At 32.4% G+C, this 19,442-nt stretch carries 22 protein-coding genes and 1 pseudogene; 9 read left to right on the top strand and 14 right to left on the bottom strand.

The window, feature by feature from the left end:
• The first annotated feature begins 36 nt into the window (after positions 1–36).
• Genes gshB through ACJAZK_RS06125 form a run of 5 tightly spaced genes read left to right on the top strand, consistent with a single transcriptional unit; the run spans position 37 to position 4,218 of the window.
• Positions 37–1,074, top strand: coding sequence for a glutathione synthase (gshB, locus tag ACJAZK_RS06145; protein ID WP_415223122.1), 1,038 nt, complete (start codon positions 37–39; stop codon positions 1,072–1,074).
• Positions 1,067–1,891: a sulfurtransferase gene (locus ACJAZK_RS06140; protein ID WP_415223121.1), complete on the top strand. Its 825-nt coding sequence runs from the start codon at positions 1,067–1,069 to the stop codon at positions 1,889–1,891. The genes gshB and ACJAZK_RS06140 overlap by 8 nt, the downstream gene beginning before the upstream one ends.
• A 2-nt stretch (positions 1,892–1,893) precedes the next feature.
• Positions 1,894–2,223, top strand: coding sequence for a hypothetical protein (locus ACJAZK_RS06135; RefSeq protein WP_415223120.1), 330 nt, complete (start codon positions 1,894–1,896; stop codon positions 2,221–2,223).
• Between the two features lie 4 nt (positions 2,224–2,227).
• The gene (locus ACJAZK_RS06130; protein ID WP_415223119.1) at positions 2,228–3,058 is read left to right on the top strand and encodes an N-formylglutamate amidohydrolase; all 831 of its coding nucleotides are present in this window, start codon (positions 2,228–2,230) and stop codon (positions 3,056–3,058) included.
• On the top strand, positions 3,058–4,218 hold the full coding sequence (locus tag ACJAZK_RS06125; RefSeq protein ID WP_415223118.1) for a flavohemoglobin expression-modulating QEGLA motif protein: 1,161 nt from the start codon (positions 3,058–3,060) through the stop codon (positions 4,216–4,218). The genes ACJAZK_RS06130 and ACJAZK_RS06125 overlap by 1 nt, the downstream gene beginning before the upstream one ends.
• 318 nt (positions 4,219–4,536) lie before the next feature.
• Here ACJAZK_RS06125 and ACJAZK_RS06120 read toward each other — a convergent pair.
• The 8 genes and pseudogenes from ACJAZK_RS06120 to ACJAZK_RS06085 all read right to left on the bottom strand — a co-directional run.
• A pseudogene (locus ACJAZK_RS06120) lies at positions 4,537–4,692 on the bottom strand (hypothetical protein); the annotation flags it as partial.
• 24 nt (positions 4,693–4,716) lie between these two features.
• Positions 4,717–5,139: a hypothetical protein gene (locus ACJAZK_RS06115; protein WP_415223146.1), complete on the bottom strand. Its 423-nt coding sequence runs from the start codon at positions 5,137–5,139 to the stop codon at positions 4,717–4,719.
• Between the two features lie 64 nt (positions 5,140–5,203).
• Positions 5,204–5,611 carry a carboxypeptidase-like regulatory domain-containing protein gene (locus ACJAZK_RS06110; RefSeq protein WP_415223117.1) on the bottom strand — a complete coding sequence of 136 codons (408 nt, stop codon included), beginning with the start codon at positions 5,609–5,611 and terminating at the stop codon, positions 5,204–5,206.
• 4 nt (positions 5,612–5,615) lie between these two features.
• Entirely contained in the window at positions 5,616–5,810 is a 195-nt protein-coding gene (locus ACJAZK_RS06105; RefSeq protein WP_415223145.1) for a DUF4139 domain-containing protein, read from the bottom strand.
• A 375-nt stretch (positions 5,811–6,185) separates the two neighbouring features.
• Positions 6,186–6,425, bottom strand: a complete 240-nt coding sequence (locus ACJAZK_RS06100; protein WP_415223116.1) for a DUF4140 domain-containing protein — start codon at positions 6,423–6,425, stop codon at positions 6,186–6,188.
• 422 nt (positions 6,426–6,847) lie between these two features.
• Positions 6,848–7,282, bottom strand: a complete 435-nt coding sequence (locus ACJAZK_RS06095; RefSeq protein ID WP_415223115.1) for a thiol-disulfide oxidoreductase DCC family protein — start codon at positions 7,280–7,282, stop codon at positions 6,848–6,850.
• 74 nt (positions 7,283–7,356) lie between these two features.
• Positions 7,357–9,525: an endonuclease MutS2 gene (locus ACJAZK_RS06090; protein ID WP_415223114.1), complete on the bottom strand. Its 2,169-nt coding sequence runs from the start codon at positions 9,523–9,525 to the stop codon at positions 7,357–7,359.
• An 80-nt stretch (positions 9,526–9,605) separates the two neighbouring features.
• Positions 9,606–9,941 carry a cupin-like domain-containing protein gene (locus ACJAZK_RS06085; RefSeq protein WP_415223113.1) on the bottom strand — a complete coding sequence of 112 codons (336 nt, stop codon included), beginning with the start codon at positions 9,939–9,941 and terminating at the stop codon, positions 9,606–9,608.
• A 346-nt stretch (positions 9,942–10,287) separates the two neighbouring features.
• On the opposite strand from ACJAZK_RS06085, the gene ACJAZK_RS06080 reads away from it, so the two are divergent.
• A complete protein-coding gene (locus tag ACJAZK_RS06080) occupies positions 10,288–10,953 on the top strand; it encodes a uracil-DNA glycosylase (RefSeq protein WP_415223112.1) in 666 nt (221 codons plus the stop codon).
• Between the two features lie 356 nt (positions 10,954–11,309).
• On the opposite strand, the gene ACJAZK_RS06075 is transcribed toward ACJAZK_RS06080, so the two are convergent.
• From ACJAZK_RS06075 to ACJAZK_RS06055, 5 genes are all read right to left on the bottom strand, one after another.
• Complete coding sequence (locus tag ACJAZK_RS06075; protein WP_415223111.1) at positions 11,310–12,164, bottom strand: substrate-binding domain-containing protein; 855 nt, start codon at positions 12,162–12,164, stop codon at positions 11,310–11,312.
• A 22-nt stretch (positions 12,165–12,186) separates the two neighbouring features.
• A complete protein-coding gene (locus tag ACJAZK_RS06070) occupies positions 12,187–13,056 on the bottom strand; it encodes a nucleoside phosphorylase (protein ID WP_415223110.1) in 870 nt (289 codons plus the stop codon).
• Positions 13,046–13,993: a DUF1835 domain-containing protein gene (locus ACJAZK_RS06065; protein ID WP_415223109.1), complete on the bottom strand. Its 948-nt coding sequence runs from the start codon at positions 13,991–13,993 to the stop codon at positions 13,046–13,048. Before ACJAZK_RS06065 ends, ACJAZK_RS06070 begins: the two co-directional genes overlap by 11 nt.
• Positions 13,990–14,322, bottom strand: a complete 333-nt coding sequence (locus tag ACJAZK_RS06060; protein WP_415223108.1) for a translation initiation factor — start codon at positions 14,320–14,322, stop codon at positions 13,990–13,992. The genes ACJAZK_RS06065 and ACJAZK_RS06060 overlap by 4 nt, the downstream gene beginning before the upstream one ends.
• Positions 14,323–14,411: 89 nt before the next feature.
• Entirely contained in the window at positions 14,412–15,359 is a 948-nt protein-coding gene (locus tag ACJAZK_RS06055; RefSeq protein WP_415223107.1) for an isopenicillin N synthase family dioxygenase, read from the bottom strand.
• Positions 15,360–15,512: 153 nt separating this feature from the next.
• Here ACJAZK_RS06055 and ACJAZK_RS06050 point away from each other — a divergent pair, with 153 nt between their 5' ends.
• The 3 genes from ACJAZK_RS06050 (at position 15,513) to ACJAZK_RS06040 (ending at position 18,070) form a co-directional block, all read left to right on the top strand.
• Positions 15,513–17,513, top strand: coding sequence for a thiamine pyrophosphate-dependent enzyme (locus tag ACJAZK_RS06050; protein WP_415223106.1), 2,001 nt, complete (start codon positions 15,513–15,515; stop codon positions 17,511–17,513).
• Positions 17,514–17,531: 18 nt separating this feature from the next.
• Entirely contained in the window at positions 17,532–17,687 is a 156-nt protein-coding gene (locus ACJAZK_RS06045; RefSeq protein ID WP_415223105.1) for a hypothetical protein, read from the top strand.
• Between the two features lie 80 nt (positions 17,688–17,767).
• Positions 17,768–18,070, top strand: coding sequence for a hypothetical protein (locus ACJAZK_RS06040; protein WP_415223104.1), 303 nt, complete (start codon positions 17,768–17,770; stop codon positions 18,068–18,070).
• Between the two features lie 13 nt (positions 18,071–18,083).
• On the opposite strand, the gene ACJAZK_RS06035 is transcribed toward ACJAZK_RS06040, so the two are convergent.
• Positions 18,084–19,391 carry a dipeptidase gene (locus ACJAZK_RS06035; RefSeq protein WP_415223103.1) on the bottom strand — a complete coding sequence of 436 codons (1,308 nt, stop codon included), beginning with the start codon at positions 19,389–19,391 and terminating at the stop codon, positions 18,084–18,086.
• Between the last annotated feature and the right edge of the window lie 51 nt (positions 19,392–19,442).

Raw genomic sequence — 19,442 nt, 5'->3', positions numbered from 1 at the left:
TTTAAATTTATAGAAATCAATAAAAAATAACCGACTATGAATGTTTGTTTTATAATGTATCCTTGGGAAGACATTGATCCCGAAAATGATACAAGTTTAGCTTTAATCAAAGAATGTGTTAAACGAGGTCATGGTGTTGCCATGTGTACGCCGGCTAACTTGACTATTAGAGACAGTGTAACTAATGCATTTTGCATGTTTATTAGTAGTATGGATAAAGTCCCTAAAACCTTAAAAGCATTTTATAATAAAGTAAAGCTTAGAGAGGAAATGTTACCACTTGCTGGTTTTGACTCCATTTTCTTTAGAGCAAATCCACCTTTAGACCCAATTATGTTGAATTTTTTGGATTCTGTAAAAGATGATGTATTTATTATAAACTCTCTTCAAGGGATGCGAGAAGCAAATAATAAGCTGTATACAGCTGCTTTTGGAGATGCACACAGTAATATTATTCCAAACACACATGTGTCCAAAAATAAAGAGTATTTAGTGCAGCAAATAAGAGAGTCTAAGGCAGATAAAATGATATTAAAACCATTAAATGGTTTTGGAGGTTCGGGTGTGATTTTAATAGAAAAATCTGCTATGAACAATATCAAGTCTTTGTTAGATTTTTATATCACTAGTGGTGATGGCTCATCTAATTATGTGATACTTCAAGATTATATAGAAGGTGCAGATGAAGGAGATGTTAGAATTTTATTGCTTAATGGAGAACCTGTAGGAGCAATGAAACGCGTTCCAGGAAAAGATGATCATCGTTCTAATTTAAGTGCAGGAGGATCGATACAAAAACACACATTAACTAAAGTAGAAAAAGCACTTTGTAAACAAATTGGACCTAAGTTGGTGAAAGACGGACTTTACTTTGTAGGTATTGATGTTATTGGAGGGAAATTGGTTGAAGTTAATGTCATGTCACCAGGAGGAATCACTTACATTAATAAAGTATATAAATCTAAAGTGAGAGTAGAAGAACATGTGATTGACTTTTTAGAAAGTAAAGTAGAGGATCAAATGCAAGCTTTTGATAGACGTACACGATTGCGTAAAACAGTTCAGGATGCTTAATGATTATTCTCAGGCCGTTAGTGTAAGCTGGCTTCATGAAAACATTGATAATGAAAAGCTAATTGTTTTGGATGCAACGATTATAAAAGTATCAGATTCTACTATTCTTTCTTCGGAAGATTGGATTCCCAAGACTCGGCATTTTGACTTACAGGGTAGATTTAGTGATTTAGAAGCTGAATTTCCAACAACCTTGCCTCGAGAGGAACAATTTGAGAGAGAAGCTAGAGCTTTAGGTATTAATCAAGATTCTATTATTGTTGTTTATGATTCTAAAGGTATTTACTCTAGTGCTAGAGTATGGTGGCTGTTTAGAGCTTTTGGGTTTGAAAACATCGCTGTTTTAGATGGCGGACTTCCAGAATGGAAACTATTAAATTATAACACAGTAACGTCATTAAAGGATCCAAATTGGATTGTTGGAGACTTTTCGGCGGTATACAAACCACAAAAGATATGTTTTTTCAATGATATTTCTAAAATATCAACGGATAAAGAATGTTTGATTTTAGATGCGCGATCTACTGACCGTTTTAAAGGCATGGTGCCAGAGCCAAGATTAGGATTACGACGTGGAACTATTCCAAATTCTCAAAATTTACCCTATACAAACTTGCTCAACGGGAATTGTCTAAAATCTAAGGAAGACTTAAAATCCATTTTTAATACTTTTAATATAGAAAATAAATCACTAACTTTTTCCTGTGGTTCTGGAATTACAGCTTGTGTTTTAGCATTGGCTGCAGATATTTTAGGCTTTAAAAAATTATCTGTTTATGATGGCTCATGGACAGAATATGGGACACTAACAACATAACTATGGTAAACAAGAACTGGACAAAGCAAGAATTGGTAGCTTACATTTTATTATATGTAGCGCATTCTGATTTAAAAGAAACAAGACAAGAGCATGAGTATATTTTGTCTCGTGTCAACTTAGAAACTTATAATCATATTAAACGAGAGTTTGATGGTGACAATGATTACCAGAGTATTACAAAAATAGTGAGCGCTGTAAATTCATCAGAATCTTATAAGAGTAATCCAGACGAGTTATTTGCTGATATCAAACTTATGGCTTTTGCAGACGGGAAAATGGATCAAATGGAACATGCGATTTATAATAGTTTGAAAAAGATATTAAGTTAATAGTATGGAGCGCTTATCAATAAAGGAAATCATTTTTAAAATTCAGAATGAAGAGCTTTTTCATGCAGTAGCGGATGATTACTCATTAACTATTAAGATTGATGCTTATGTTCATTATGCTTGTGCAGCAGTGCACGACGGACATCAATTTAGAAAAGAACTTTGGGACAATTGTATTCATACGGAATATGAACGTTGGTATGAAGAAGATCCTGAAACGAAAAATATGGTCATTTCTCACCCTATAGTTCTCGCTGGTTGCGATTCTCGATTTGAGTATGATTTAAATCGTGATCCTGAAAATGCAGTTTTTGAAACAGCGTGGGGTAAAGCCTTGTGGCGTGGGCCACTTTCCGAAGAAAGTAATAAAAAAAGTCTAGAGAAACATGCGAATTTCTATAAAGTAACGCATGCCTTAATTTTAAAACTTGAAGAAAAATTTGGTGTTGTAGTTGTGTATGATATACATAGTTACAATTGGAAACGTTGGGATAGGGAAGTGCCAACATGGAATTTAGGTACATCTAACGTTGATAACAATAGATTTGGTGATGATATTGAAACATGGCGCCAAAGTTTGTCTCAACTAAAATTCCCGAAGAAGATCAAATCAACAGCATTAGTAAATGACACCTTTCAAGGCAATGGATATTTCTTGAAATATATTACTCACAACTTTAAAAACACATTAATTTTGGCAACTGAAATTGCAAAGGTGTATTGTGATGAATATGATTATATTATTTATCCAGAAGTTGTTGCTGCAGTTGAGCAGCAGCTAAAAATAAGATTACCTGAACACGCCTTCAATTTTTATAATAAGCACGTTAAATAATGTCCCAAATTACAAGTACAGAAGAATATCAAGAGTTGTTCGATATTGATGCTAATCTTAATAGATTGGTTAAGAAAATTGAAGTATTAAATTATATTAATCCTTTAAATATTGAGAGAGAAAAAAAGCAGTTCTTCTCCTCCAAATACACATATAATCCTGATTTTAAGTATCCTAAATTAAAATTTAATGGCTATAAATTACAGCGTTTATTTTTTTCTCAACGTTTAGAGCGTATTGAGGATGACGATATTAGACAGTTGTATGAAGATGTCATTTACGAATATTCTGCTTTAATTGAGTGTCTTGGAACGATTAACCAAGGCAGAAAATTTTATTTCAATAGCTTAAAGAGTTTTGGTACACCAACAGAAAAGGAGATAGATAATGCTAAGTTTATTTTACGTTTTGATGATAGTGATTTTGATGAAGAAATGGTGCCAACGTACACTGCTGCTGAGGCGGTAGATTATTTTAATACATATTCAAAGCGCTATGATTTTAAATATAACATAAAGCTATCTACAAATTTATCTGCAGCTGCGATGGTGTTGAATAACATACAAACATTGGTGCTACGTAAAAATCATAAATTCAGTAAAAATCAATTGAAAGTGTTGACCAATCACGAGATAGGAGTGCACATGGTTACGACGTTTAATGGTTTAGCGCAACCTTTAAAAATATTTTCAAATGGATTTCCTAATAACGTGGAAACTCAGGAAGGCTTGGCTGTATATTCAGAATATATGTCTGGATGCCTAACGATGGAGCGCTTAAAGGAATTAGCCTTTAGAGTTATCGCTGTAGATACATTAAATAAAGGTTATAGTTTTGCCGATACTTTTGATTTGCTGTTTAGTCAATATAAACTCAATAGGGACAAAGCTTTTGCGATTACTTTACGTGTACATAGAGGAGGAGGCTTTACCAAAGATCATCAATATTTGTGCGGTATAAACAAGGTTTATAAGTATGCTCAAAATGGTGGGGATTTGGATGTTTTACTTACGGGGAAAGTAACATTAGATTATAAGGATACAATTGAGAAGTTACAACATTTAGGTTTAGCAATACCTTCTAAATATTATACAGACTCTTATTTGTCTAATGATAATTCTAATAAAAATTTGGACTTTATATTAAAGAGTTTAAAATAAGAAAGCCTTAAAACTCAAGTATTCTAATCAGACGTTTTACGTCTGAGACTCATTTGTTGTTAGACTAATGCAACAAACGAGAACTTAATATATTCCTAACTAACAGAAGTTGGGCTCAAGTTAAATATATTGCTTTAAGGCTTTCGCTTATTTAATTCACGAATTTACGCGTTTGTATCTAGGATATTTAAGTGAATATGAAAATTTATAGTTTTTTTTAACATTTGTATCGAGTTTTAGTGTCCCTTTTAGAATTCCTTTTTTATCATCATAGTTTGAGGTCCCAGTTTCTGTGTCGTCGATTTTAATATCTTTATTCTAGCTTATCGGTATGCGATCATATAAAACTAAATCAATTGCAGATGATTTATTGTTTTTCAATTCTATCTCATAGTGTTTTGAAATAATTTTATTACTTCCAATAAACGCATTCTTTTTGTAGTCTTTAAGTTGCGTTCGTTTGAGGATAACATTAAGATCAACACCCTAATGAAATTGTTAACTTTTCGGTGGTACTCTGTGGGTTGCTATTAGTCTTGAGTAACTACCTTCAAAATATACGTTAGCTTCTGTAGGTAAGAGGTTATATTGTTCCCCGTTTTCAATTTCCGCAGTTAAATATACATTTTCATTTAATACAGGAGCAGCGAAGTAGGAGTAGGTTGCAGGCACTTCGTGATTTTCAATTTCTATAACCGTAAAGTCGCCATTTGATGTGAAATCCTCTTTTTTTGTTGAAATGAGAATTACGCCTCCAGCACCACGATTGCCATATAAACGTATGGCCTTGGTGTCTTTTAAAATTGAAATATTTGCAATTTCATTCTTATTAAGATTTAGAATTTTTTCTTCGGAAACAGGAACACCGTCAATAATGTAAAGTGGTTCAATATCTCTATGTAATGAATTTCTACCACATATTATTACACCTGCGTTTTGAGCAGATTGTCCATTTGCGTCTAATATGGACGCCTGCCACTTGATCTTATAATAATTTATCTATACTTATAGTTGAAATAGCACCAGTGGTTTTACTATTGTAATGACTACTGCTATATCCTGTAATAACAACAGTTTCTAATTCATTTAAATCTTTCAACATCGTTACATTCATAATACTAGCGTGAATTGGTAAGATTTCACTTTGCATTCCAACAAATGAATATTGTAAATCTTTACCACCTTCGGTTTTTAAAGAATAGTTACCGTCAAAATCAGATTGGGTGTCATTGCTTGTTCCTTTTTCAATGATGCTAACTCTTGGAAGTGGCAAACCCTCGCTTGAGGATGTAATCACTCCAGATATCGTTTTAACTAAAGAGTTATATTTATAGTGATAACTTTTAATAGCTCTATTGCTATCGTAATTACTGTATTTACTTATAAAATTCAAATATTTAGGAGCAACGTTTGGCTTGGCATTGTTCGTGTTTGGATCGTCTCGTAGACAGTGTTAATTTTATATCGTTCCAATCGGTACCTGTGTTTTGATAGACCTGTGCTTTATACGATAATTGCAAAGGTTCGTTGATTTTATCGGCTTTAATATCATATATAGGAAACCAACCAGCCTCGCTAACGTTGCATTTTATGATTAAATTTAAGTCTGTTGTAATCTTTGTGTTTAGCCTAATTTTAATTTCTCCAGTTTGGACTTTTTAGTCTACGTTAAGCTCCTTTAATTGTTTTCTTAAATCGGAAACCTGATCACTGATATCATTTTTGATATTAGTAGCATCTTGGATTCTCTCTTTAATCTCAGTTATTCGTGTTCTAAAATATGTCGAAAATTTTTGAAGCTTCTCTAGGCCTACAACCTCTGTTGTGTTGCCGAGAGTTCTATTTTGTTGTATAAGTTAAAGCTCCTCGTTATAACCTGTAATGACATTGTCTTGAGACTTACAGTTGTTGTTGTTTAATTCTTCCATTTGTTTTTGGATAGTCGCCGCCACCTCTTCAGATTTATCTTATTTTGACAAATAGTTAATTCCGAAATTAATAAACAGAATAGTCGCGCTTTTGAGTCCAGAAATTTGTATGCTGCTTTCTTGGATATTTGGAGAAAGTTTATGGAATACAAACTCTATTGTACCTTTTGATAGCCTGATAGTTGCTATTCTCTCAATTTGTGCTCCACTTAAGTAAACAGGGACTTCTTTAAGGGTTGAAGCTGTATTTACAATAGGGTTTTTTGTATGACTTTGCAAAGCAAAATGTGGATAGGAATAAAAGGATTATAGTGAAATTTCTCATTATAGTTGGTTTTAAGTTTAATGTAAAACTATTGTAGAGTCGATAAGATTAAAACTAGTTATGAGTAAAGCTTTGCTTTGAATTAGGGGAACCTATAGTCTGGGTGAGTCTTAAATAAAAATGAGATAACATAGGTATCTCATAGATGTTTTTTACACGTCGCGCTTATTGAACATTTTTTTTCGGTTCTATACCGATGTTTTTGTTTGACAAGTAAGATATAATGTAAATTTACGTTATAAATAATGTGCTATTAATCAAAATATTGTTAGATAATCCCTCTTGATTAAAAATTATTTTATAATTAAATTTAGTTTAATTAGTTGTTAATTATTGAAGTCCTTTTTTCCCGAAAGGACTTTTTTTTGTTTAATAATTATAAAAATTTAGATTTTAACTCTTGTGTAGGAATCATACACGATTCTTTTTTACCATACCAATTATAGCGATTTTTTGCAATAAAATCATACACCCAATCTCTAATAAATGTTGGGACAATAAAAAAGATAGTCATTAAGTTTAAAGGAAAATTAAGATGTTTAGCTATTTTTAAGGCGGCTGAAGATTTTACTGATAATCCGTTAGTATTCGAATAGAGTAAAATAGAGTCTGTTTTTTTAGTATCTATTTTATAAGATTTTATAACTGTTTGACCAACATCACTCTCTAAAGGCGCAAACATAAATAGATTTTTTTCATCATATTTAATTACATATTGAATGGATGAATTGCAAAGATTGCAAACACCATCAAAAAGAATTAATTGTTTATTTTTTGGTAAGGACTCTATCACATCGTAAAGATAAGACAACCCGTTATAACGTGTTTAAAAATTAAGTTAAAACAATTATAATTATAGGAATAGCAACTAGAGCTCGCAATTGATTATTTTTTTACAGCTTCAACCAATTCTAGTTGATCCATACTTACATTGGTCGTAAATATCCCATAGTTGACAACTGCTTTATTTTTTTCTATTTTATCAATAGTTCCAACAGCACGACCATCGTGCATTCTTACTCTATCTCCAATTTTAAGAATAGGTTTAGGCTTTTCTACTGGTTTAGCTTTTTCTTTAGCCGTTTTTTTATTTTTGCGAATAATAGCAACTTTTTGTTCTGCTTCTTTTTTGACTTGCGTCTCCTTAACCTTTTCTACTCTTTTTTGTTTGGCGGAAACTTTCTTACGTTTAGAATTTTCAATTTGAACTAATTTAAAGAGTTCTGCTAATAATTCACGTTTCTTATTGTCGTCAAAATATCTCTCTGAAATATCATTTACTTTTTGGCCTAAATAGATGAGACGCTGATTAGAATCGTATAACTCTTGAAAACTCTCTAGCTTCTTTTGAACCTTAGCATTTACTTCTTCTAGCTTATCTGCTTCATATTGTTTTTTCTTTTCGTTTTCTTTAAGAGAACGCTCTGTTTTTTCGAGTTTACTTCGTTCTTTTTGAAGTTTTGCTATGGTCGCGTCAAATCTCACCTTACCACGTTCTATTTTCTTTTTGGCACGATTGACGAGGCTATATGGGATTCCGTTTTTTTGTGCGACTTCAAAAGTAAATGAACTACCTGCTTGACCTAGTGCCAATTTAAACATAGGCTCCAAACTTTTTTCATCAAACATCATATTTGCGTTTTGCATATATGGTAATTCGTTGGCTAAAACTTTAAGATTGGAATAGTGGGTTGTTATGATGCCATAGGCTTCCCGATGATAAAATTCTTCAAGAAAGGTTTCAGCTAAAGCACCTCCAAGTTCTGGGTCACTTCCAGTACCAAATTCATCTATTAAGAACAGTGTATTTTGGTTGCATTTCCGAAGAAAAAAGTTCATCTGTTTTAATCGATAACTATATGTGCTTAAATGATTTTCAATAGATTGATTGTCTCCAATATCACTTATGATACGGTCAAAAAGGCAAATATTACTTTTCTCATGAACAGGGATTAACATACCGCTTTGTAACATTACCTGCATCAATCCTATGGTTTTAAGCGTGATACTTTTTCCTCCTGCGTTAGGTCCAGATATAACAATAATTCTATTCTCTGGATGTAACACAATAGATTGAGAATAGGTTTTCTTTCCTTCTGCTTTATTAGATAAATAGAGCAAAGGATGATAAGCATCTTGAGCGCTATATATTTTTTCGTCGTTAATTGTAGGTAGAATTCCATTAATAGATTGTGCATGTTTTGCTTTGGCATAGATGACATCTAATTTTAATAGAAACTCTTGGTATCTATTCAATAGAGAAACATAAGGGCGTATATACTCTGTTAAATTTCTTAAGATGTTATCTACTTCTTCGCCTTCGTCAAACTCCAAATTATTGAGTTCTCGCGCATATTGAAAGGTTTGTTCTGGTTGGATATAAACGATGCTACCCGTTCTACTGCCACCCATAATACTTCCTTTAACTTTGCGCCTATACATAGCTTTAACAGCGAGTACACGTTTGTTTTCAACAACAGATTCTCTTATGTCATCGAGGTAATCAAGATTGTGATATTGAGTAAGTGCTGCATTAAAACTGATATTAATTTTCCCTCTAATTGAGTTTATAGATTGACGTAATTTATACAATGCATCTGTAGCATTGTCCTTAATATCTCCAAAACGATCTATGATAGCATCAATTTCTGTTACAACATGGGCAATAACTTCTAGCTTTGCAGATGATGCATATAATGATGGATAATATTCTTCAAACTTTTTTAAGAACTTGAGTATATCGCTTATTGTAAGCGTGATAGATGCAATTTTTTTGAAACTCTTAGTATCTAAATAAGAATTTTCGATTTTTAAAAGCTTAATTTCTTGCGTGATCGGTTCAAATCCATGATTAGGAATCCTATTGTCATTATAAAAAGAGGATACAAATTCATTAGTGTAATCTAGAGATTGGAGAACATTTTCTTTCGTTGTTAGTGGTTTGATTTCTAATGATTCAACGCGCCCTAAATCTGTAATACATAAATCTGATACTTGCTTTAAAACAGATTTGAATTCTATGTCTTGTAATGTTTTTTCGTGAATATTAATCATTAATAGCGTCCTCTAATAGTTAAGGATTGCAAAGATAACTATTAATGATTTATTAATAAAATGTTTAATCTAATTAGTATTTATCGTCTCATACGTTTACCATTATCATCAATATAATGGCACACACAATCCTTACCATAAAGACGATACTTGTGTAGTAAAATTTTCCAATTACTTTTTAATTTGCCTTCAATAAAAGCATAATTTGTACACGACATGCAATTTACACTAATTGAAGGATTTGTAGAATATATACAATGCCACCAGTTTTTTGGATTAAATAACATTTCTCCGCGACCTAGAACTGCATAATATATATCTGCATTTTGAATTAATGGGTGTTTCTCCCTGTCATAGTTGTCAAAATCTATTTCACTCAGTTCTAATTCAGGTTCAGATTTTTTACTGAGATGCATGTATTTTGTTTCCTTTAGAAATAGAAGTTTATTGTTTCAATTAGTTTCTTTAAATTAATCGAGAGGTTGTTTTTTATCGTTTCCAAATCTTATATCAAACTGGTTCTTGTTACAGGTTTGTTTTTCATAGTATAATTATTAAGAAATACAGTCATGATTTATTTGGTCTATTGTTTCAAGGTTAAGTTTGTGAAATATACTTTGTATTCCTTTTCTTAATTGTTGTGACATTTTGGTGTAATTTAGATTATATTGAAACACTTATAAACAGGAACAAAATATATCTCAAATTACAAATTTATGACATATTTTATATTTCAGATAACAAGAATGTTTTTTAGATAAGATGAAGATATATATACCCCAAAGTTGGAAGAACGAACTAAAATATGACATTCAAAAATCCTACTTTAAAGATCTAACCACGTTTGTAAAACAAGAGTATAACTCTGCCAAATGTTTTCCACCAGAACAGAATATATTCTCGGCCTTTACCTTGTGTACTTTTGATGCTGTTAAAGTTGTTATCATTGGGCAAGATCCTTACCACGGAGAAGGACAAGCTAATGGTTTATGTTTTTCTGTGGCAGATAAGGTTAAACACCCACCATCATTGAAGAATATATTTATAGAAATGGAAGCTGATCTAGAGATTCCATATCCAATATCTGGAAATTTGGAATATTTGGCAAAGCAAGGTGTTTTACTGTTAAATGCAACATTAACAGTAAGGGCACATCAAGCTGGTAGTCATCAAAATAAAGGATGGGAACAGTTTACCGATACAGTAATAGACAAAATAAGTAAAGAGAAAAAAGAGGTTATATTTTTACTTTGGGGGGGATTTGCAAAAAAGAAGATTAAATTAATTGATCAAACAAAACATACAGTGTTCACCTCAGGACATCCATCACCATTAAGTGCTAATAGAGGTTTTTGGTTTGGAAATAAACATTTTAGCAAAACAAATACGGTGTTAAAATCAAAAAACAAAAAAGAAATTATTTGGTAAAAATTAACTTCCAGTAGGAGCTAAATGACTGGTTGTAAGCCTTTCTGTTCTAATTTCTTTAGTATTGGTTTTAATAAGAGTAGGTTCTGTCTGAGAAACTTTTTTGGTGATTTTATTACAACTAAATATTAAAAGCATAAAATTTAGTGCAACTAATATAGAAAGGGTTAGAGTTATTGTTATAGTCATCTGTAATCAATTTTGTTAAGTTGTTTGAAGTATTTGGTGTCACAAATGTAATAAAATTTTGATAAATAGAAAGTTATAGAAAATAACAGGTACATATACCCACATTTAATAAGTGCCTTTTCTGTAAATAAAACAATGTAAAAGACTTTTTTCCTACCTCTAAATTGTCATAATTGCTTAACTAATTTATCGTAGCTTACCTTTTTTGGAATGATGTCTAAGTATAACAACTTATCTTGGATAGTATTTATCATACTTTCATCTATGACCTTTTGTGACCATTCAGTAAGAGATAACCATTCTTGAACGTCTTCTAATTTTTGATCGTATCTATTAGCGATTGTTTTATCAATGCTCGGGATGTTTTTAAATTCTTCTGTCGTGTTATTAATGATGTTTAAAATCGTTTTCACAGCTTCTAAATTAGACTCCAAAAAGGCTTCTCTCACAGCTATTACGAAACAAGGCCACGGTGAAGGGCAATTGTCAATGCGTCTAAAAACACCCTCATCGACTATTGGTTTGGTGGTGAATTTTTCCCACATAAAATAATCTGCATCACCATTTGTTAATCCTTCGATTGCACCATCAAGATTTTTAATAACCTCAAAGTTTAGATCCTTTTCTATATTCCATTGGTGATTTTCGGCATTTATATAAGCCATTAAATGAGAGCCAGAGCCATATCTACTAATAGCTGCTCTAGTACCCTTTAAATCTTCTACGGTTTTAAATTTAGAGTCGTGAGCAACATGGATTCCCCAAATTAATGGAGATTGCACAAAAGTTTGTACTATTTTACTTGGATTACCATCAATAATATCTTTAATCACACCTTCAGTAAGAATAACGGCCATATCAATTTCACCTTCGCGTAATGCCTTATTCATTGCACCAGTGCCACTAAAATAATTTTTCCAACGTAAATTAATACCTTCATCCTTATATTCTCCATTTTTAAGGGTCATATACCATGCAAGATTAAAATGTTCAGGAACACCTCCAATATTTATTTGTTTCAATGTATTTGTCTTAAAATTAACCTTAGTCTACTATTTTGTCTAAAGTGTATTTGATGAGCGTATCAACGATTCCTTTAGGATCATCACTAAACTCTCCAGTTGCTCTATTGGCTATAATTGCATTCATAGAGACAGAATTATGTCCTAATAAGTTAGAAATCCCGTAGATTCCAGCGGTTTCCATTTCGAGATTTGTAATAGTCTTACCTTCATAATTAAAATTTGCAAGCTTATCATTTAACCCATTGTCTTGAATTGCTAATCTTAGAATTCGGCCTTGTGGTCCATAAAACCCTACGTTAGTTGCAGTAAAACCGATTACAGTTTGATCACTAGATAGTTTTTTTAATAAACGATCACTACATTTTACAACATAAGGATCAGATTTTTTGTCAAACCAGTTCGTTTGTGCCTTTATTGCTTCGGAAATTTTAAAATACTGCACATGCTCGCTGTCATAAAAATGCAACAAGCTATCAAAACCTGCGGCATATTCACTAATTAAAAATGAATCAATAGGAATTTCTTTTTGAATAGAGCCTGATGTACCAATTCTAATAATGTCTAAAGAGGTCAATTTTGATTTTATTTCTCTTTTTTCTAAATCAATATTCACTAAAGCATCCAATTCATTGAATACTATATCAATATTATCTGTCCCTATTCCTGTTGAAATTACAGTTATCTTTTTTCTTTTATAAGTCCCTGTTTGGGTATGAAATTCTCGTTTATGTGTTGTGAAATCAACACTGTCAAAATGCTTGGTCACACTGCTAACACGATCAGGATCACCTACCGTAATAATTGTAGTTGCAAGATGTTCTGGAAGTAAATTTAAGTGATAAACACTACCGTCTGGATTCAATATTAACTCAGATGCTTTAATTGGCATATACCATAGTTTTAATGAGTTTGTTTTGTTTTTTATCAAATTTATAATCTAAACTTCTTACACCTCCAAAACAAATAGTGTTATTCATTTCAGTTTGATAATTATGTTGATGTTCAAGAGCTAAATGCCCTTTTCTATTTAATAATAATAAATGTTCTGTTTCAGTAAAAAATAAGTATAATAGGTTTACAACACGTTCTAACTGTAAGTCTCCATATCCGTAATAACCTTGATAATGAAGCGCATAGCCTACTAAATGATGTCTCGAAGTGATTGTGTTTTCTTTGACAAGTTTAAGAATATTATATTCTAAAGTGCTTAGTCCACTGCGAACATCTGAAAAACGTTTAATATGAGCTTTTAAACAGTTACTCATATATTTAAATGAAGAGGATCTAGTAATTAGAGGCAACAAAAGGTTATGATCATTACCGCAATAAATCTTCCAAACTTTTGTTGCTAGTGATATGTCATCAACATTAAGTTTTACTCTATCTTCATAATGAGAATGCAATTGCTCCGGATTTAATTGCGCTAATCCTTTAAGATCTTTTTCACCTTCAACGCGACCGCTGCACACCAAATACATAGGGATATAAATTCCTTTTTGGACTAATAAACTTATTACAGCGACCATATTTATATGACAGAATAAATCATATTCAAACCATAAAGTAACGTCATTAAAGTCACCAATATTATCTAGTTTTTGAAGCTCCGTTGCTATTTCTTCTTGATTTAAAGTAATATCGTAAAATGACTTGAAAAAAACGGTTCTATCGTCTAAAAATTCTTTGGAAGCTACGTTTTCTAGTGTGGGACCAACACAGAGCGTTTCTTGCCAAGTGATTACATTCGCATCTGTTACAACGTTTAATTTAAGCAAGTAATCGGTTAGAGAATTTCCGTTTGTGATATGTAATGTTTTAGAACTCATCCACCAACACGTTTTACATTAAAACCTTTATCCTTTAAAATCTGCATGATTTTATCTCTATAATCACCTTGAATGATGATTTTATCATCTTTAAAACTTCCTCCAACACTTAATTGTTGCTTTAGTTCTTTAGCCAATTTCTTGAAATCTTCTATAGCTCCAGTATAGCCCTCGAGAATTGTGATAGGCTTTCCTTTTCGCTTTTCATATTTGCAAATTATAGGGTCGTCTTGTAACCAGATACTTTTTTCTTTCGAAATTTTTTCTTCGGAAACATCTGCTTCCACATGTTCTGGAAAGAGGTTTTTTAATTGATCTTGTAAATCCATTTTTTCAGTCTTCAGTCTTCAGTCTTCAGTCTTCAGTTTTCAGTAGTGCTTTTGAGTAAAACTTTTGACTGAATAAGCACAACTGCTCACTACTTCTTTAATCCAAGTTCAATTAAACGTTCATTTAAAAATTCTCCAGCAGTAATATCCTCAAATTGCTTTGGATTTTCATCATCAATACAACTGTCTAAAACGTCTAATTTCATTTCGCTTATTGGATGCATAAAAAATGGAATCGAGTAACGCGATGTTCCCCAAAGTTCTCTTTGCGGATTTACAACGCGATGAATTGTTGATTTTAGTTTGTTATTGGTGTGTCTAGATAACATATCACCAACATTGATCATTACTTCATTCGGCTCTGCTATTGCATCGATCCATTCTCCATCGTTGTTCTGTACTTGTAGACCACGACCTTGAGCACCCATTAATAATGTGATTAAATTAATATCTCCATGAGCGGCAGCACGAACTGCATTTTCTGGTTCCTCTAAAATAGGAGGATAATGAATAGGTCTTAATATAGAGTTACCATTATGGATATAATTATCAAAATAAGTTTCTTCTAAATTTAAGTATAAAGCTAAAGCTCTTAGCACATATTTTGCTGTTTTCTCTAACATTTGGTAAGTCTCCTTTCCAATTTTATTAAATTCTGAAAGCTCCTTAACCTCTACATTTTCAGGATATTCCTTAGCACGTTCTATATCATCTTCTACATATTGTCCAAAATGCCAAAACTCCTTTAAATCGCCTTCTTTTTTGCCTTTAGCACTTTCTTTTCCGAAGGAAATATAACCGCGTTGACCGCCAATATCTTCAATTTCATAACTGCGTTTTGTGTCTACAGGTAGTTCAAAAAAACTCTTAACTTCTTTATATAAATTATCAACGAGTTGATCATCTAAAAAATGACCTTTCAATGCTACGAAACCAATTTCTTCGTAAGCCTTGCCAATTTCATCAATAAATTTTTGTTTTCTATTTGCATCTCCAGAAATAAAATCCTGAAGGTTTACACTTGGTATTCTGTTCATTGTATAATTGATTTATTTGCGCTTCAATATAACAAAAATAAGGAAAATAGTACTAAAATCACTGATTTCAATTCTACTTAAAAAAAACCGCCATAGGCTTTTTAAAACTCAATTTTTATTTACATTTGATATACTAACGAAATAACTCAAATAATGTTGACCTCCACTAAGAGTTTAATTACCTACGACAAGAAAAATCTAGATGATAAAACGCTTTTAAGTCTTTATAAAAACATGCTTAAACCTCGCATGATAGAAGAGAAAATGCTCATTCTATTGCGTCAAGGTAAAATATCAAAATGGTTCTCAGGTATCGGACAAGAAGCGATTTCTGTAGGGGTCACTATGGCCATGCAAAAAGACGAATATATTTTACCGATGCATAGAAATTTAGGTGTTTTTACAACACGAGAGATTCCTTTATATCGTTTGTTTAGTCAATGGCAAGGAAAAGCTAATGGGTTTACAAAAGGTCGCGATCGTTCGTTTCATTTCGGTAGTCAGGAGTTTAATCTCATTGGAATGATTTCACATTTAGGTCCGCAATTAGGTGTTGCAGATGGTATCGCCCTAGCGAGTTTATTAAAAAACAAAAAGACTGTCACTGCTGTTTTTACAGGAGAAGGCGGAACGAGTGAAGGGGATTTTCATGAAGCATTGAACGTGGCTTCTGTTTGGCAATTGCCGGTGTTATTCTGTATTGAAAATAATGGCTACGGATTATCAACACCAACAAGTGAACAATATAATTGTAAAGATTTAGCAGATAGAGGTAAAGGTTACGGAATAGAATCTTTTATTCTCGATGGAAATAATATACTAGAAGTGTATGCTACTATTAAAAAATTAGCTGAAAGCATTCGTAAACATCCAAGACCAATTTTAATTGAATTTAAAACCTTTAGAATGAGAGGTCATGAAGAGGCAAGTGGTACAAAATATGTTCCCGAAAAATTAATGAAAGAGTGGTCTAAAAAAGACCCTGTTGATAATTTTAGAGCGTATTTGATGGAGAATCGTTTACTCAATGAAAAAGAAGATCAAGGTTTTAGAGAAGTGATACTTGACGAAATTAATGAGCATTTACAACTGGCCTATGATGAGGATGATATTATTGCTGATGAGGCAACAGAGTTAAATGATGTATATAAACCGTTTCAGTATACAGAATCAACACCAAGCACAAAAACTGAGGAGTTACGATTAATAGATGCTATTTCTCAAGGCTTAAAACAATCTATGGAAAAACATAATGATTTGGTCATTATGGGACAAGACGTCGCAGAGTATGGAGGTGTTTTTAAAATCACCGAAGGTTTTGTCGAAGCGTTTGGGAAAGAACGAGTAAGAAATACGCCAATTTGTGAATCTGCAATCGTAGAAGCAGCAATGGGATTATCAATTGCAGGTGTAAAATCGATAGTTGAAATGCAGTTTGCAGATTTTGTAACGTCTGGTTTTAATCCAGTCGTTAATTATTTAGCAAAATCTCATTACCGTTGGGGTCAAGAAGCAGATGTTGTGATAAGAATGCCATGTGGTGGCGGTGTTGCTGCAGGACCATTTCATTCTCAAACTAATGAAGCTTGGTTTACAAAGACACCAGGTTTAAAAGTAGTATATCCAGCGTTTCCTTATGATGCCAAAGGGTTATTAGCAACTGCTATTGAAGATCCAAATCCAGTCTTATTTTTTGAGCATAAAGCTTTGTATAGACGTATTCGTCAAGAGGTACCCATCAATTATTTTACGATTCCTTTAGGAAAGGCAGCTTTGCTTAAAGAAGGAAACGACGTGACCATCATAACGTATGGCGCAGGAGTACATTGGGCTTTAGAAACTTTGGATAATAATCCAGATATTTCTGCCGATCTTATAGATTTAAGAAGTTTACAACCGCTAGATAAAGATGCTATTTTTGAATCGGTAAAGAAAACAAGCAGAGCCATCATTTTACAAGAAGATTCTCTTTTTGGAGGTATTGCTAGTGATATTTCTTCATTAATAATGGAACACTGTTTTGAGCAATTAGATGCACCTGTAAAACGTGTGGCTAGTATGGAAACACCAATTCCTTTCATAGAACAATTGGAAGAGCAGTATATGGCTAAGGGAGGTTTTGAACAGGCTTTGAAGCAGTTGTTGGCTTATTAAACTAGATTGATTACAGTCATGAAAACAAAACATTTTATATTATTAATTATTTTTTTCTTCGGAAATATTTATTTGAATAAAGCTTTTTCTCAAGAAGAAAATTTGAAAGATGTAGAATTTAAAATAATAGCAGAAGGAACAGATTCACCAATCCCTAATTTACAAATAGCGTAGTTTACTGATATTGATTATTTAATAGTTTCGTTTAAATACTTTAATCTAATAGAATTATTAAAAGTGCATAGCGCAAAACAATGAACCCAAACAAAAACTCAAACAAATCCTTTCAATTCGCAATCCTTACTATTGTGTGTTTTGGGATGTGTATTGTGTTTCAAGTGCTCGCTGTGCGTGATAACATTTCCGAAGACACTTATACCTATGTCAGTAGCTTTTTTGTGTCTTTGGTTTTTGTAGCAGCAATAGCGAGTTTTGTATTTAGCATAAAAGGGTTAAAAGAGCCAATTTCAGTAAAAAAAATAATTGGATTATCGGTGAATGCTCTTCTAATTCTGTTGTTAATAGCTGTTATTGTTGCTAACGTGATAAATTTTTAAAAGCACATTTTTTTTAAGATTGCGTGTTAGCCAAAGCCTGAACGTCATCAAGAACTCTTAATAAATTCCCACTCCAAAGCATTTCGATTTCGGTTTCGGTGTATCCACGCTTAACCAATTCTAAGGTTACATTAAAGGTTTCTGAAGCATCACTCCAGCCTTCAACACCTCCGCCACCGTCAAAATCACTACTAATTCCAACATGTTTAATTCCGATCTTTTTAACCAGATAATCAATATGGTCTACAAAATCTGATACATTTACTTTAGCAGGAAACTCAGTCATTTTAGTCGCTTTTTCATCAGCTAGTGTTATGATTTCACCTCGAATATCATAGAAGGCTTCTTTATCTTCATCAGATAATATTATCATGTCTCCCCAATCATACCATGTTGTTCCTAATGATGCAGCAACATCTTCTCGAATTGATTTTATAGCGTCATTTCTGGCATCGTTTTTTTCAGTATTAATATAGGTTTGAAATGCGACAGTTTGCACGACACCACCATTGTCTTTCATCCATTCTAATTGTTCATCATCCAAATTTCTGCTATGATTACATAGGGCTCTAGCCGAAGAGTGCGATGCAATAATTGGCGCTTTACTCAGTTCTATCATCTGTTTCATTGACTCTTTTGAAGGATGGGACACGTCTATCATCATACCTAAACGGTTCATTTCTTTAACCACGTCTTTTCCTAAATCACTTAATCCATTATGAAGCCAAACATCGTCTTCTTCACCAGTATTACTATCACATAATTGACTATGACCATTGTGAGATAATGACATATAACGTGCGCCAAGATTATAAAATTTCTCTACATTAGAGATGTCTGTTCCTACAGGATAACCATTTTCTATCCCTATCATCGCCACTTTTTTACCGCTTTTTGAGATGCGACGCACATCCTCAGAGTTTAAAGCCAATTCAATTTGGTGTGGAGCAATATCTTCGACTAATTTATGAATGGCATCAAACTTAGACATGGCATTTTTGTATGCTTTTTCATAGCCCTCATTGGTTAGCGTATCTTGCCCAGTGTATACAATAAACCAAGCAACATCTAGTCCTCCAAGTTTCATTTTTGGTAAATTAACCTGAGATTCTAAGTTTTGAGTATAATTGATAGAATCTGTAAAATTTTTTATATTTATATCACAATGTGTATCCAAAGTGATCACACGCTTATGAATACCTTTAGCCCGCTCTATAAGAGCTATAGAATCATTATTTGATGTATCATTGTTTGATTTAGTATCATTTTTACAAGAGGTAGCCATAATTAAAATGAATAAGAAAAAAAAGATAGATTTCATAAAAGTTAGATTTCGTTTTGATTGTGAATTTACAAAATCTTATATTTAATA

It is taken from the genome of Psychroserpens sp. (assembly GCF_047633235.1).
Classification (GTDB): domain Bacteria; phylum Bacteroidota; class Bacteroidia; order Flavobacteriales; family Flavobacteriaceae; genus Psychroserpens.
Note: the sequence above shows the minus strand (reverse complement) of the source record. Positions and strands in the feature narration are given on the sequence as shown.